Source organism: Pseudoxanthomonas sp. CF385 (genome assembly GCF_900104255.1).
Classification (GTDB): Bacteria; Pseudomonadota; Gammaproteobacteria; order Xanthomonadales; family Xanthomonadaceae; genus Pseudoxanthomonas_A.
This window is the reverse complement of record NZ_FNKZ01000002.1, coordinates 660,428-674,832: the sequence shown is the minus strand read 5'-3', so window position 1 is coordinate 674,832 and position 14,405 is coordinate 660,428. Positions and strand designations below refer to the sequence as shown.

The following is a 14,405-nucleotide window of genomic DNA, read 5'->3' as shown; positions in this document are numbered from 1 at the left end:
GCGCTGGAAAGGCGGGAAGGGCGCGATTATACCGGGTGCGGACAGGGTCGCCGGTCAGCGCGCGGACGGGAACTGCAGCTGGCCCAGCGGCCCGAACATCCGGAAGGGCACCGATTCCAGGCGCATGCCCCGGTTGGCCTGCACCACGAAATGCAGATGGGGCGCGGTGGAAAAGCCCGTGTTCCCCGACAGGCCGATGTACTGGCCCTTGCGCACGTACTGGCCCACGCGCACCTGCGCGCCTTCCGCCTTCAGGTGGGCGTACAGCGCCATGCTGCCGTCCGAATGCAGGATGCGGATGAAGTTCGCCCGGCCGCCGTATTTCTCCCGGTTCAGGCCGGCCTTGTCGAAATCGGATTCCACCTGCATCACCAGCCCTTCGCGTGCGGCGACGATCCGCGTGCCTTCCGGCACCGCGAAATCCACCGCATGCAGGTTCTGCGCATCGCTGTGGCTGAAACGCCCGCCGGGGCCCTGGTCGACACGCACGCGCCCGTAGTCGAACGGCAGGCGGTAGTCGTAGTCCTGCGGTCGGCTACCGGGGTCGCCGGGCATGCCGTCGAGGGTCAGTTCGAAATCCCCGCCGCGCAGGGGATCGGTCACGCTGATGCTGGCCACCAGCACGCTGCTGCGCGCCGGCACGATGGCGCGGGCCGGGAGGACGGGGGCGCTGCGCACGTCGCGCTGGCGGCGGAAACCCAGCTGCACTTCCACGGGCCCGTGCATGAGATTGTCGGCCCAGGCTTCGTAGCGCAGGCCCTGCTTCTCGAGGCGCAGCCGCACCAGTGCGCTGGGCGGGTTGCGGAAGCGCACCACGTCCAGGCTGCTGCCCGCCAACTGGTCGGATGGCGGCGGCTGGTCGCCGTATTGCGTATAGCCCTGCTTGTCCTTCCAGCGGTAGAGGCGGGCGGCGGCGAGATCGCCGACCGTGCCCAGCAGCAGGGCCAGGCCACACAGCGCCGCCAGGGCCCGCCGGCCGGTCACCGCAGGCAGTCTTCGCGCAGCCCCAGGGCGTGGCCGATGTCGCGCAGGTCGAACGCGGCCAGCGACACATCGTTGTGCAGCGCGAACAGCGCACCTGCCGGGAAGCGCGGGGTGGGCATGGCGTAGACGGCCTCGCCATCGGTGTTGGCGGTCACGCGGCCGGAGAACACGCCGGCCGGGGCCAGCGTCGCGCGATCGAACACGCGGAAGCGGGTCGGCGTCAGCTGGTCGACCGCGATCCAGTACCCGTCCTCGGCACTGCAGGACCACAGCGCGATGCCTTCGGCATCGGCGTCGAACGTGGGCAGGCTGTGGCGGCGGTACTGCCCCGCCAGCGAGTAGTCACGCAGCGTCGAACCCACGCGGCGGTCTTCCTCGGCGATCAGCAGGCGCGCGTGCACGGGGTCGCCGGCGATCGACTCCACCATGCGCAACGCGCCGGCCGGACCGGTGTCGCCGAACTGGCCGAGCAGCGAAGCCTCCAGCTTGCCGCCGTCCTCCACGCTGACGCGGAAGCGCTTCACGCGCCCGGCAAGTTCGGCCATCGGCGGCAGGGTCATCGTGCGGAAATCGGCCATGAAGCTGTCCGTCACCAGCAGCTCCAGTTCGCCGGGCGCGGTTTCGTGCACCCAGAGGCCATAGGGCGCACGCAGCACGTCGGCGCCGAACGCGCCCAGCGGCGCGAATTCGGGCAGGCGGAACGCCTGGACGCGATGGTTGTCGCGTTCGGCGACGAACAGCAGGTCGCCGAACACGGCGATGCCGTTGGGGCGGTTGAACTGGCCCACGGCCGTGCCGGGACCGCCGACGGTGCGCAGGCGCTGGCCGGTGTCGGCGTCGTACAGGGCCAGGTGGTGGGTGGCCTTGGCGGTGGCGATCAGCCAGACCGTGCCGTCCTCGGTCGGCCAGGCGACCAGGGAGTCGAGTTCGTCGCCGGGCACCGGTTCGGAGACCCAGGCCTCCGGGACGATGGCGTCGGCCGCGGTCTTGGGGGCGGGCGCAGGGGGGGTGGAGGTGTGCAGGGGGGCGGTGGAGCAGGCGGCCAGGAGCACCGCGCAGAGACCGCCGATGAGGCATTTCCGGATCATGGCGCGAATTATGCGGGATACCCGCGGATGCCGGGCAGGGTGACCGGCTTCAAAGTTCATCGCTTCATCCGAATAAAGCGATTGACATCCGTCCAGGGGCGGGGCAAAGTACTCTCACCATCGAGACCGGCAGAGGGACAGGCCCGAAGAAGCCGGGGCAGCCAGCGACGCGCAAGCGCCGTGGTGGTGCCAAATCCTGCGGGGACCTCAGCGTCTGCCGGAAGATGGTTCGTACCGTGCCTCGCACGGCGAACGCGAGCTCCGCGAAGCTCGGTGGTGCAGTCCCGTCCCGCGAGGGATGCCCACCGGAAGCCGCCATGAGTTACGCCAGTCCCGCACTGAACCGCCTCGTCGAACCGTCGTCCATCGACGGCGTCGCGATTCCCTCGTTCCAGGATGACGTGCCGCGCGCCGTACGGGGCGAGGTCGTGGTCGAGCTGCAGATGCGCCACGCCGGCACCCGTGCGGTGACGCTGCGCTACGAGCTGCAGGGCGTGGTGGGCGCGCCGGTGGTGTTCGTGGCTGGCGGCATTTCGGCGCATCGCCACCTCGCCGCCGGCGAGGTCTTCGCCGAGGCCGGTTGGCTCAATGAGCTGGTCGGCGCGGACCGCGCGCTGGACCCTGCGCGCAGGCAATTGCTCGCCTTCGACTTCGTCGGCGCCGATGGCCGCCTCGACGCCCCGATCGATACCGCCGACCAGGCCGACGCCATCGCCAAGCTGCTGTCCGCGCTGGGCATCGCGCGCCTGCACGCCTTCGTCGGCTATTCCTACGGCGCGCTGGTCGGCCTGCAGTTCGCGGTGCGCCATCCGGAACGCGTCGAGAAGCTGATCGCCGTCAGCGGTGCGCACCGCGCCCATCCCTATGCCGCCGCCTGGCGCGCGCTGCAGCGCCGCGCGGTGACGCTGGGCCAGCTCCAGTGCGCCGACGCGCAAGGGCTGTCGCTGGCGCGCCAGTTCGCGATGCTGAGCTACCGCACGCCGGAGGAATTCGGCGAGCGTTTCGACACGGCACCGGAGATCGTCAATGGCCGCGTGCGCGTGGCCGCCGAGGACTACCTGGACGCCGCCGGCGCGCAGTATGTGGCGCGCACGCCGGTGAACGCCTATGTGCGCCTGTCCGAATCCATCGACCTGCACCGCGTCGATCCCGCCGACGTCCGCGTGCCCACCCTGGTGGTCGCCGTGGAAGGCGACCGCCTGGTGCCGTTGTCCGATTCCGTGGCGCTGGTGGAAGGCCTCGGCACACTGGGCCAGCTGCGCGTGCTGCGCTCGCCCTACGGCCACGACGCCTTCCTGAAAGAAACCGACCGCATCGATTCCATCCTCACCTCGGCCCTGCGCGCCGCCGGAGATTCCGCATGAGCAGCTACACCCCCACCGACGCCGACGCGCCCTGTCGTCCTGCCACCGCCGCCGTGCGCGCCGGGATCGACCGCGACACCGCCTACGGCGCGGTGACGCCGCCGATCGTGCTGTCGTCGAATTTCAGCTTCGCCGGCTTCGCGCAGAAGCGCGAGTACGACTACACCCGCAGCGGCAATCCCACGCGCGACCTCTTGGGCGAGGCATTGGCCGAGCTCGAGGGCGGCGCCGGCGCCGTCGTCACCGCGACCGGCATGGGCGCCATCACCCTGGTGCTGAACGCACTGCTGGAGCCGGGCGACCGCCTGGTGGTGCCGCACGACGCGTACGGCGGCAGCTGGCGCCTGTTCAACGCGCTGGCCAGGAAGGGCCACTTCGAACTGATCACCGCCGACCTCACCGATCCGCGCTCGCTGGCCGACGCGCTGGCGCAGTCGCCCAAGCTGGTGCTGATCGAGACGCCGTCGAATCCGCTGCTGCGCATCACCGACCTGCGCTTCGTCATCGAAGCCGCGCACAAGGCCGGCGCCCGCACCGTGGTGGACAACACCTTCCTGTCGCCGGCCCTGCAGACACCGATCGCCTTCGGCGCCGACGTCGTGCTGCACTCCACCACGAAGTACATCAACGGCCACAGCGACGTGGTCGGTGGCGCCGTGGTGGCGCGCGATGCGGATACCCACCAGCAGCTGGTGTGGTGGGCGAATGCGCTGGGCCTGACCGGCTCGCCGTTCGACAGCTTCCTGACCCTCCGCGGGCTGCGCACGCTGGACGCGCGCCTGCGCGTGCACCAGGAGAATGCCGATGCCATCGCCGCGCTGCTGGACGCGCATCCGGCGGTGTCGAAGGTCTACTTCCCCGGCCTGGCGGCGCACCCCGGTCACGCGGTGGCCGCGCGCCAGCAGAAGGGCTTCGGCGCGATGCTGAGCGTTGAACTCGAGGGGGGCGAAGAGGCGGTGCGTGCCTTCGTCGAGGGCCTGCGCTACTTCACCCTGGCCGAATCGCTGGGCGGCGTGGAAAGCCTGGTCGCGCACCCGGCGACGATGACGCACGCGGCCATGACGCCGGAAGCGCGCGCCAAGGCCGGCATCTCCGATGGCCTGCTGCGCCTGTCGGTCGGCATCGAAGCCACCGACGACCTGTTGGCCGACATCGGTGCCGCCCTGGCACGCGCCGAAGCGGTGGTGGCCGACTCCAAACGCAGGCTCGCCGACGCATGAGCACGGTCGTCCCGCTGCGTACACCGGCGCGTCGCGCACCGCGGCTCGCGCTGCTCGGCACCGGCGTGGTGGGCAGTGCACTCGTCACGCGCTACGAGCGCCTGCAGGCTGCCGAGCGTCCATTGCCATCGCTGGCCTGGCTGGCGAATTCGCGCGCCTTGCACGACTGCGCGGGCTCGCCGCAGCGCGCACTGGACGACGCCAATCGCGCGGCGGCGCGGACCGATGATCTGCCGCCGTGGGCGGAGGCCGAGGCGCTGCACGCCGGCGACATCGTCGTCGATGCCACCGCCAGCGATGCGGTTGCGGGCTGGCATGCCGAGTGGCTGTCGCGCGGCGTGCACGTCGTGACGGCCAACAAACTCGGCGCCGGCAGCACGTTGTCGCGTGCGCAGGCCATTGCGCAGGCCGCTGCGGACGCCGGTGCGCGCTATGGCGAGGCGGCCACCGTCGGTGCGGGACTGCCGCTGCTGCGCAGCCTGCGCGCGCTGGTGGCCGGTGGCGACCGCATCCATCGCGTGGAAGGCGTGCTCTCCGGTTCGCTGGCCTGGTTGTTCAACCACTACGACGGCATGCGTCCGTTCTCCAATTTCGTGCGGCAGGCGCGGCAGGCCGGGTACACCGAACCCGACCCGCGCATCGACCTGTCCGGCGAAGACGTGCGCCGCAAGCTGCTGATCCTCGCGCGCGCCGCGGGCCTGCCGCTGGAGCAGTCGGACGTGCGCGTGGAATCACTGGTGCCGGCCGAACTCGCTGCGCTTCCGCTGGAGGGCGTGGACGCCGCCCTCGGCCAGTTGGATGCGCCGCTGGCCGTGCGCTTCAAGGACGCCTACCGCAACGGCGGCCGTCTGCGTTTCGTCGGCCGCTTCGATACCGAACGCGCGAGCGTCGGGTTGCAGGTGCTGCCGGCGGACCATCCGCTGTGCGGCGGTAGCGGCACCGACAACCGCGTGGCGATCTACAGCGACCGCTACGACGAACAGCCGCTGGTCGTGCAGGGTCCGGGGGCCGGTGCCGGCATCACCGCAGCCGCGTTGCTGGACGACGTGCTGGCCATCGCGGCGGCGCGCTGATCGCGCCTACTCCAGCGCGGACACCAGCGCGGCGTTGAAGCGTGCCGGCGCTTCCACCTGGGGCGAGTGCCCCAGGTCTTCGAACTCCACCAGCGTCGCGCCCGGTATCGCCGCCGCCGCGCGCTTGCCCAGCGCCGGATAGTCGCCCAGGCGCTTCGCGACGTCCGGCGGCGCCAGGTCCTTGCCGATGGCGGTGCGGTCCTTCTGGCCGATGAGCAATGTGGTCGGTGCGGTGATGCGCGGGAATTCGTAGATCACCGGCTGGTTGAACACCATGTCCGAGGTCAGTGCCTGGCTCCAGGCCACGGCCGTGCCGCCGTCGCCGGCGTACATGCCGCCCAGCATCTGCACCCACTGCTCGTACGCCGGCTTCCAGTCGCCGCCGTAGTACACGATGCGCTGGTAGTCGCGAAGGCTGTCGAACGTCGTTTTCTGCTCGCGTGCATGCCAGGCGTCCAGGCTCCGCCATGGCACGCCTTCGGCGTTCCAGTCTTCCAGGCCGATCGGGTTGACCAGCAGCAGGCGTTCGGTCGCCTGCGGATACTGCAGCGCATAGCGCGCCGCCAGCATGCCGCCCATCGAGTGGCCGACGATCGTTGCGCGCTCGATGCCAAGCTGCTCGAGCAAGGCATGGGTATTGCCGGCGAGCTGGGCGAAGGAGTACTGGTAGCGCGGCGGCTTGCTCGACTTGCAGAAGCCGATCTGGTCCGGTGCGATCACCCGGTAACCCGCCCCGGCCAGCGCGGCGATCGTCGCGCCCCAGGTGGCCGCGCAGAAGTTCTTGCCGTGCAGCAGCACGACGGTTCGGCCGTTCGGTCTGGCGGGGGCGACATCGAGATAGGCCATCTCGAGCGGCTGGTCCTGCGAGGCGAACGCGAAGGTCCGCACCGGATGCGGATAGTCGAAGCCTTCGAGCCGCGCGCCGTAGCGGGCAGCGGGCGCGGGCTGGGCAATCGACGCACTGGCGACAGCCATCGCCGCGAAGGCGAGCATCGGGGACACGATCTTCATGGAAGGATCCGCAACGTGGGGCGCCAGCGTAACGCGGACATGTTGCGATGCCGTCAATCCGATGGCGTCGGCGATGCGGGGTGGTGCGGGCCGCGCAGGACCAAGTGGCCCTGGCGGATCAGTTCGCCGGGATCGCGACGCACATGCTCGGCATCGGGCAACGGCGAAGACGGCGACGTCGCTTCGTACAGCGCCCAGCCATTGCGCCCGTGCGCCTTGACCTCGTAAAGCGCGCGATCGGCAAGCGAAACGAGTTGTTCCCAGCCCAGCAGGTTGGGCGCGTCGGGGAAAGGCGGATACCCGATCACGCCGAGCGAGGCCGTCACCTGCAGGCGCGTGCCGGCGACCTCCACGGGTTCGGCCGCGATGGCGGTGCAGATGCGGCGGCCGAGCGCGTGCAGGTCGTGTCGCGGCATCGGCCGGAACACCATCAGGAACTCTTCGCCGCCCCAGCGGATCACGTAGTCGCCGTCGCGGGACAGGGTGCGCAGGCGGTGCGCGACCGTCTGCAGCACGTGGTCGCCCGCCTGGTGGCCGTGGCCGTCGTTGATCGACTTGAAGTGATCGATGTCGAGCAACACGAAGGCCAGCACGTCCGCGCCCGTGGCGAACTTCGGCATGCGTTCGTAGTAGGCGATGTCGGCGGGCAGCTGCCGGGTCAGATAGCGTCGGTTGTGCAGCCCCGTCAGTGGGTCGGTGAGGCTGATCGCTTCCAACTGGCGGTTGGCCTGCTGCAGGTCCAGCGTGCGCTGCTGCACCAGGCGCTCCAGCGCAGCGCTCCGGTTGTTGTGCCGCCTCAGCACCCACCGGTTGGAGAGCAGCACCAGCACGCCGAGGGCCATCGCCAGCAGTACGTAGAACCAGGGGTTCTCGTAGAAGTACGGTGCGATGGTGAACGCCTGGGTCGCGGCCGCGCGCCCGGAGACCCCGCTGTTGTTGGTGCCGAGCACCTCGAACACGTAGTGCCCGGCCGGCAGGTTGGTGTAGGTCGCGCTGCGCTGGTGCGGATCGTCCAGCAGCTTCCATTCCTCGTCGTAGCCTTTCAGCCGGTAGCGGATGTCGATGTGGTCCGAGGCCTGGAAGCTGAGCGTGGTGAACTCGAAACGCAGGTCGCGCGCGGCGTTGGGCAGCGACCATATCGCGGCCGCGTCCGCGGGCCGCCACCGGCCCTGGACCTGCACGCGTTCGATCACCGACTCGGGAACGTATGCGTTGTCCAGCGGCTGGTCGGTCGCCATCACCACCACGCCGTCGCGGGTCGGCAGCCACAGCGCGTTGTCGACCATGAAGCCGCGGCTGTTGCCGGCGCCATTGCAGCAGTCGCCCTTCTGGCCGCCGTGGCGGTCGCCGCGTTCGTTGAGCAGCGTGCGGGTCGTGACGCGGAAGGCGGGATCCTGCGTGGCGGTGAGGATGTCGGCCACGGCTACCCGGTAGATGCCACGCAGTCCTCCGACCCAGAGGAAGCCGGTCTCGTCCTCGCCGAAGAAGAACGGCGCGTTCGCGGGAATGCCGCGCGCCTTGTCCAGGCGCGTCCAGCGCTGGCCGTCGAACACCAGCATCACTTCTTCCGACAGCGCGCCGGCGAGCCACTGGCCGCCGGCCAGCTCATGCAGGGCGACGATGTGCGGCGCCTCCACGCCGGTGCCGGTGAGCGGGATCGGTACCAGATGTTCGTCGACGAACTCGTACAGACCGCTCTGCGTGCCCACCAGCAAGCGGCCATCGCGGGTTTCCAGCAGGACGCGGACGCGCACGTCGCGCAGGCCGGCGTCCGTCGCGTAGCGACGCATGCGGTCGCCGCCGTCCCAGCGGTACAGCCCCGTACTGGTGGCGAACCACAGCCGCCCCTGCCTGTCGCGCACGATGCCGTTCACCTGCGCCGCATCCATCGCCGCGAGCGCGCGAGGCCGCTGCAGGCGACCGTCGCGATAGAGCGCCGCGCCGTCGCGCGTGCCGATCCAGGTCTGCCCGTTCTCCGGCAGCAGGCTGTACGCAGCGGGATGGGGCAGGGCGGGGCCGGGAACCTGCAGGCGGAAGCGGCCGTGTTCGAGCACGCTCACACCATCATCGCTGCCCACCCAGATGCGGCCGTCGGGGCCCTGTGCCGTCGCCCAGAGCAACGGCTGCAGCAAGCCCTCGGCCCGGCTGTAGCGGCGCGTCCATCCGTTCCAGGCGCGACTGACGCCTTCGTTGTTGCTGCCGAGCCAGAGGTTGGATTCGCGGTCTTCGTAGAACGCGCGGACTTCGGCCAGCGGACCGTCGCCGCGGATGCGCTCCAGCAGGCGCCCCGCGCGCAGGCGGTAGACCGTATCGCGGGTGCTCGCCCAGAGGATGCCGTCGCGGTCGTTGTGCAGGGCGAGGATGCCGCTGCCGGCGGTGGCGAGGTCGCCATGGCGGTGCCACTGGCGGCCCATCAGGACGAACAGACCGGCATCGCTGCCGGCCCATACGCGGCCGTCGTGGCGCGCCAGCGACGTGATCGTGGACAGCGAGGCGGCGGCGGGCAAGGGCAGGGCGCGCTCGCCGCCGCCATCGAACAGATGGACGCGTCCGCGACCGCCCACCCACAGGGTGCCGTCCTCATCGACGTGCAATGCCAGCGCACCGCCGTCCGGGATCGCGTGAAGCAGCTTCAGGCGGCCGTCGGCGACGACCATGACCCCGCGACTGGTGGCCACCAGCAGGCGGCCCGCCGCATCGGACGACAGGGCGAACACGTCCACCACACCGGGCGGCTCGCCCGGCGCCAGCGGCACGGCGCGGATGCGGTTGCCTTCGCGCACCGCCAGCCCCTGCGGCGTGCCGATCCACAGACGGCCTTCGCGGTCGGTGCGCAATGCCTGGATCCAGGTGCTGGGCAGCTCGGGCGTGTTGTCCAGGTCGAAGTTGGTGAAACGCACGCCATCGAACCGGCTCAGGCCCGCCTGCGTGCCGAACCAGAGATAGCCCGGCTTGTCCTGGGCGATCGCCAGCACGCTGAGCTGCGGCAGGCCCTGTTCCAGGCTCCAGTGGTTGCGGACGTAGTGATGGAACGACTTGGACGGGTCCAGGGCGTGGGCGGACGGGCACAGCGCCGCCATGCCGCCCAGCAAGGGCAGGCACCAAACCGCCAGTCGGCGTCGCCAGGAGGGCCAGCCGCGGCGGGTCTTGTCCACGGGCTGGAACAGGACGCGTCTCCGGTAAGTCTGTTTACCTCTACCGTATCGGCCCGCAAGCCCGTGTCTAAAGGGTAGCAATCTTCATGGGGAAGGCCGTAGCCCGGGTATGCCAACGGACGCACCCGGGGAAGCGCCGGCGTGTCGGTTCCCCGGGTTTCGCTGCGCTCTACCCGGGCTACTCTCGCGCTGCCTGCTTAGTGGCGACCTGTCGAACCAACGCTCCGACGACGGCTTCGTCAGCACTCGATGACGTTGACGGCCAGCCCGCCGCGGCTGGTTTCCTTGTACTTGTCCTGCATGTCGCGGCCGGTGTCGCGCATGGTCTTGATGACCTTGTCCAGGCTGACCTTGTGCTTGCCGTCGCCGCGCATGGCCATGCGGCTGGCGTTGATCGCCTTCACCGCGCCCATCGCGTTGCGCTCGATGCACGGGATCTGCACCAGTCCGCCGATCGGGTCGCAGGTCAGGCCGAGGTTGTGCTCCATGCCTATCTCGGCGGCGTTCTCGATCTGGCTGGGGCTGCCTCCCAGGGCCGCGACCAGACCGCCGGCCGCCATCGAGCAGGCCACGCCCACTTCGCCCTGGCAGCCGACTTCGGCGCCGCTGATGCTGGCGTTCTCCTTGTACAGGATGCCGATGGCCGCGGCGGTGAGCAGGAAGTCGAACACGCGCTGTTCGCTGTTACCCGGGCAGAAACGATCGTAGTAGTGCAGCACCGCCGGGATGATGCCGGCCGCGCCGTTGGTGGGTGCGGTGACGACGCGGCCGCCGGCGGCGTTCTCTTCGTTCACCGCAAGCGCGTACAGGTTCACCCAGTCCAGCACCGTCAGCGGATCCCGCATGGCGGCTTCCGGCTTGCTCGACAGTTCGCGGTGCAGCGCGGGCGCGCGACGCGAGACGTGCAGGCCGCCCGGCAACGTGCCTTCTTCGCGGATGCCGCGCGCCATGCACGACTGCATCGCGTTCCAGATCGCCCGCAAGCCGTCGCGGATATCGTCTTCGCTGCGCCAGGCCTTTTCGTTCTCGAACATCATTGCCGCGATGCTCAATCCGCTGCGCTGGCACTGCGCGAGCAACTCGTCGCCGCTCTTGAACGGGTACGGCAGCGGCGTCTCGTCGGCGACGATGCGATCGACCGCCGCGTCGTCCTGGTTGACGACGAAGCCGCCGCCCACCGAGTAATAGTCGCGCGTGGCGATGACCTCGTCGTTCGCATCGAAGGCGGTGAAGCGCATGCCGTTGGTGTGGTACGGCAGCTTCTGCCGCTTGTTCATCAGCAGATCGCGCTTCTCGTCGAAGGCGACCTCGTGGGTGCCGCTCAGCAGGATGCGCTTGCCGGTGCGGATGCGCTCCAGCGCAGGCGGAATGATGTCCGGGTCGATTTCGTTGGGGTAGTGGCCTTCCAGGCCCATCAACACCGCCTTGTCGGTGCCGTGCCCGCGGCCGGTCAGCGCCAGCGAACCGAACACTTCCGCGCGGATCCGCGCCACGTCCTGCAGGCGGCCTGCGTCGACCAGCCAGCGCGCGACGAAGCGCGCGGCGGCGCGCATCGGTCCGACCGTATGCGAGGAGCTGGGGCCGATGCCGATCTTGAACAGGTCGAACGTACTGACTGCCATGTTGCGAACCGCCGCGGAGAAGGCGGCTATTCTAAGCAGGTACGCACCGTTCGCCTTTCACCCCGTGCCCGCGATGCCCCTGATCCTCTTCCAGCGCGACGACTGCCACCTGTGCGACCTGGCCCTCGACGTGCTGGCGAATGCACGGATTCCCGATTTCGAAAGCGTTTTCATCGACGATGACGACACGCTGGAAGCGCGTTATGGCATCCGCGTGCCCGTGCTGCATCGCAGCGACACCGGCGCGGAACTGGACTGGCCGTTCGACGCCGGCGCGTTGGATGCGTTCCTGCAGCGATGAAGCTGTCCGTTCGCGGAACGGGCAGCGGACCGCTAGTCCCGTCGTGAGAACGCCGCGCTAGGCTGGCGACCATCCTGTGCGGGGAGTGCGCGATGGGCTGGATACGGTGGCTGCTGCTGGCGTGCATCGCGGTCCTGGCCGCTGCGCCGGCCGCCCGCGGGGGAGGTGCCGACGACGAGGCTGCCGCGCTCCTGCGGATGCACGGCGAATTCGTCGACGCCTTCATCGACAGCCAGGGCTTCGGCAGGCGACGGGTGACGCCGATGATGGCGAAGATGCGCCACTACCAGTTCGAGGGCGTCGACGAGGACGGCCGATGCGTGCTCGATGTGGAGCTGGTGGGGGTCGCCCGGCACGATCCGCCCGTCGTCCATGGCGCGAGCTTCATGGGCTTCCAGCACCGCGACGACGATGCCGTCCTTCCCGCGCCTCCGATGCCCACCCGCCGTCTGCACGCGTGGGAACGCGATGCCGTGGCCACGCTGGTGGCCGGCGCGGGCATCGTCATACATGACGGCCCGGGCGGCGAGCGCGCGATGGGCGCCATTCGCGCCCGCCCTGACTGCCTGGCGTGCCATCGCGACCGTCGCGAGGGCGATGTACTGGGCGCCCTCAGCTACGGGCTCGGTCGCATCGCCGTGCCGGCGGACGCGGCCGACCGCCGCTTCTGCCGGCCCATGGGCATCAGCGCGGCTTCAGCACGACCTTCGTACTGATCGCGACCTCGTTCGGGATCGTCGACGTGTCGGCCCACTCGCCACCACCGACGCCGAAGTCCAGGCGCTTCACCGTGGCCTTGCCGCTCAGCACAGGCTGTGCGCCGGGCGTCCAGGTGAACGTCAGCGTCACCGGCTTGCTGGCGCCGCGCAGCGTGAGCGTGCCGTCGGCGGCGTACTGGTTGCCGCCCAGCGCGCGGAACTTGCTCGCCGTGTAGCGGGCCTGCGCGAACTTGCCGACATTGAAGAAGTCGCCCGACACGAGCGTGTCGTCGCGGTCCTTGTTGCCGGTCTGCGTGCCGGTCAGCTGGATGGCGACGTCCAGCTTGCTGGTGGCCAGCTGCTTGGGATCGAAGCTCATCGTCGTGGCGAAGCTGCCGAACTTGCCGGTGAAGGTCTCGCCCTGGTAATTGCTCGCGAACACCAACGTGGAGCCCGGCGCCTGCACATAGTCGGCGGCCATGGCCGGCGCGGCGGCCAGCAACAGGGAGGCGAGCGCGAGGCGCGCGCGATCAGAGGTTTTCATCGGGGGAATCCTGCGGGGTGGGGGAAGTGGGGCTCGGCGCGGCGACAGCGGCGGGTGCAAGCGCGACAGCGTTGCGGCGGCCCGGCAGCATGCGGGTCAGCGTGGCGTCGCCCTGGAACAGATGGTGGTACAGCGCGGCAGCGGCATGGGCCACCACCAGCACCACCAGCACCCAGAACAGCAGTTCGTGCGCGCCTTCGGCGGCTTCGTGCACGCCGTCGTTGCGCCCGGTGATGGCCGGCAGGTTGAACAGCTTGAACCACTGCAGCGGATAGCCCGCCGACGAGTTCAGCACCCACCCGGACAGCGGGATCGCGAACAGCAGCGCGTACAGCAGCACGTGCGTCACCGACGCGATGCGTTGCTGCCACGTGGGCGTGCCCGGCACCGGCGCCGGTGCGCCCGCATACGCGCGCCACAGCACGCGCAGCACGACCAGCGCCAGGATGGTCAGGCCGATCGACTTGTGCAGCGCGTAGATGTTGATCTTGCGCGGTCCGTTGGGCAGATCGCCCATGGTCAGGCCGAGGTAGGCCATCACCAGGATCAGCACCACGATCACCCAGTGGAACAGTTGGCTGACGGCGCCCCAGCGCGCGTCGGTGTTCTTCAGGGTCATGGCGTCGGCTCCGTCTGAAGGGGTGGGGAAGGCGGGGTGTCTTCGGCCGGCGCGTCGTCGTCGGCCTTGCCGTCGTAGGTGGCCTCGGCTTCGATGCGCAGTTCGACGTCATCGCCGATCATCGATTTCCAGGCGGTGATGCCGAAGTCGGCGCGGCTGAGCGTGCTGGTGGCGGAAAAACCCACCGTGCGCCGGAATGGCGGCATCGGGTGGCGCTTGGCCGCGTTGAGAGTCACGTCGAGGACGACCTCGCGCGTCACGCCCCGCAGGGTGAGTTCGCCGTGCACGCGGGCGTGGGTCGCATCGACGGGCTCGACCCGGGTGGAGACGAAGCGCGCTTCCGGATGGTCTTCCGCATCGAGCAACGATTTCGCCAGCGTGGCCTTGTTCCAGTCGGCATCGCCGAGGTCCGCGCGGGCGATCGGCACGCGCACGTCGACCTTCGCGCGGGTCCAGTCGGTCGGATCGAACGTCAGTGTGCCGGTGCTGCCGGACACGGTGCCGATCGCCCGGGAGAACCCGGCGTGCGAGATCGCGAACATCACCCGCGTGTGCACCGGATCGAGGCGGTAGTCGGCCCGCGCGTCGCGCGCGCCGGCGACGGCGGGCAGCAGGGCCAGCAGGCACAGGGCGTTCAGCAGCAGGCGGCGGGCGGACGATCCGGACATGGGGCGGATTCTAGGGGCCGGTCCATGAAGATACCCCGCTTGCGCGTGCAACGGTCCG

At 69.9% G+C, this 14,405-nt stretch carries 13 protein-coding genes and 1 riboswitch; of the genes, 5 read left to right on the top strand and 8 right to left on the bottom strand.

The window, feature by feature from the left end:
- Nucleotides 1–54 precede the first annotated feature (54 nt).
- Both BLT45_RS18175 and BLT45_RS13400 read right to left on the bottom strand, forming a co-directional pair.
- Complete coding sequence (locus tag BLT45_RS18175; RefSeq protein ID WP_175455849.1) at nucleotides 55–984, bottom strand: peptidoglycan DD-metalloendopeptidase family protein; 930 nt, start codon at nucleotides 982–984, stop codon at nucleotides 55–57.
- Nucleotides 981–2,072 carry an NHL repeat-containing protein gene (locus BLT45_RS13400; RefSeq protein WP_175455848.1) on the bottom strand — a complete coding sequence of 364 codons (1,092 nt, stop codon included), beginning with the start codon at nucleotides 2,070–2,072 and terminating at the stop codon, nucleotides 981–983. The genes BLT45_RS18175 and BLT45_RS13400 overlap by 4 nt, the downstream gene beginning before the upstream one ends.
- Nucleotides 2,073–2,186: 114 nt before the next feature.
- Nucleotides 2,187–2,303, top strand: a riboswitch (SAM riboswitch).
- Between the two features lie 86 nt (nucleotides 2,304–2,389).
- Here BLT45_RS13400 and BLT45_RS13395 point away from each other — a divergent pair.
- From BLT45_RS13395 to BLT45_RS13385, 3 genes are read left to right on the top strand one after another with little or no spacing between them, the layout of a single operon-like run.
- Entirely contained in the window at nucleotides 2,390–3,436 is a 1,047-nt protein-coding gene (locus tag BLT45_RS13395) for a homoserine O-succinyltransferase MetX (RefSeq protein WP_093300892.1), read from the top strand.
- The gene (locus BLT45_RS13390; RefSeq protein WP_093300889.1) at nucleotides 3,433–4,656 is read left to right on the top strand and encodes an O-succinylhomoserine (thiol)-lyase; all 1,224 of its coding nucleotides are present in this window, start codon (nucleotides 3,433–3,435) and stop codon (nucleotides 4,654–4,656) included. Before BLT45_RS13395 ends, BLT45_RS13390 begins: the two co-directional genes overlap by 4 nt.
- Entirely contained in the window at nucleotides 4,653–5,729 is a 1,077-nt protein-coding gene (locus BLT45_RS13385) for a homoserine dehydrogenase family protein (protein WP_093300887.1), read from the top strand. The genes BLT45_RS13390 and BLT45_RS13385 overlap by 4 nt, the downstream gene beginning before the upstream one ends.
- Nucleotides 5,730–5,735: 6 nt before the next feature.
- Here BLT45_RS13385 and BLT45_RS13380 read toward each other — a convergent pair whose 3' ends face one another.
- The 3 genes from BLT45_RS13380 to BLT45_RS13370 all read right to left on the bottom strand — a co-directional run bounded on the left by BLT45_RS13380 (nucleotide 5,736) and on the right by BLT45_RS13370 (nucleotide 11,517).
- Nucleotides 5,736–6,704 (bottom strand): alpha/beta fold hydrolase, encoded by a 969-nt coding sequence (locus BLT45_RS13380; RefSeq protein WP_254771912.1) that lies wholly within the window; start codon nucleotides 6,702–6,704, stop codon nucleotides 5,736–5,738.
- 89 nt (nucleotides 6,705–6,793) lie between these two features.
- Nucleotides 6,794–9,895 carry a ligand-binding sensor domain-containing diguanylate cyclase gene (locus BLT45_RS13375; RefSeq protein WP_139188018.1) on the bottom strand — a complete coding sequence of 1,034 codons (3,102 nt, stop codon included), beginning with the start codon at nucleotides 9,893–9,895 and terminating at the stop codon, nucleotides 6,794–6,796.
- 239 nt (nucleotides 9,896–10,134) lie between these two features.
- Nucleotides 10,135–11,517: an L-serine ammonia-lyase gene (locus BLT45_RS13370; protein WP_093300879.1), complete on the bottom strand. Its 1,383-nt coding sequence runs from the start codon at nucleotides 11,515–11,517 to the stop codon at nucleotides 10,135–10,137.
- A gap of 73 nt (nucleotides 11,518–11,590) precedes the next feature.
- Between BLT45_RS13370 and BLT45_RS13365 the strand changes: the two genes are divergently transcribed.
- Together BLT45_RS13365 and BLT45_RS13360 are read left to right on the top strand one after the other, a co-directional pair.
- Nucleotides 11,591–11,818: a glutaredoxin family protein gene (locus BLT45_RS13365; protein WP_093300877.1), complete on the top strand. Its 228-nt coding sequence runs from the start codon at nucleotides 11,591–11,593 to the stop codon at nucleotides 11,816–11,818.
- A 92-nt stretch (nucleotides 11,819–11,910) separates the two neighbouring features.
- On the top strand, nucleotides 11,911–12,534 hold the full coding sequence (locus BLT45_RS13360) for a hypothetical protein (protein ID WP_093300874.1): 624 nt from the start codon (nucleotides 11,911–11,913) through the stop codon (nucleotides 12,532–12,534).
- On the opposite strand, the gene BLT45_RS13355 is transcribed toward BLT45_RS13360, so the two are convergent.
- The 3 genes from BLT45_RS13355 to BLT45_RS13345 are packed head-to-tail and all read right to left on the bottom strand — an operon-like array spanning nucleotide 12,503 to nucleotide 14,347.
- Nucleotides 12,503–13,060, bottom strand: a complete 558-nt coding sequence (locus BLT45_RS13355) for a YceI family protein (protein ID WP_093300872.1) — start codon at nucleotides 13,058–13,060, stop codon at nucleotides 12,503–12,505. The genes BLT45_RS13360 and BLT45_RS13355 overlap by 32 nt on opposite strands.
- Nucleotides 13,047–13,679 carry a cytochrome b gene (locus tag BLT45_RS13350; RefSeq protein ID WP_093300869.1) on the bottom strand — a complete coding sequence of 211 codons (633 nt, stop codon included), beginning with the start codon at nucleotides 13,677–13,679 and terminating at the stop codon, nucleotides 13,047–13,049. The genes BLT45_RS13355 and BLT45_RS13350 overlap by 14 nt, the downstream gene beginning before the upstream one ends.
- Nucleotides 13,676–14,347, bottom strand: a complete 672-nt coding sequence (locus tag BLT45_RS13345; RefSeq protein ID WP_093300866.1) for a YceI family protein — start codon at nucleotides 14,345–14,347, stop codon at nucleotides 13,676–13,678. Before BLT45_RS13345 ends, BLT45_RS13350 begins: the two co-directional genes overlap by 4 nt.
- Nucleotides 14,348–14,405: the final 58 nt, after the last annotated feature.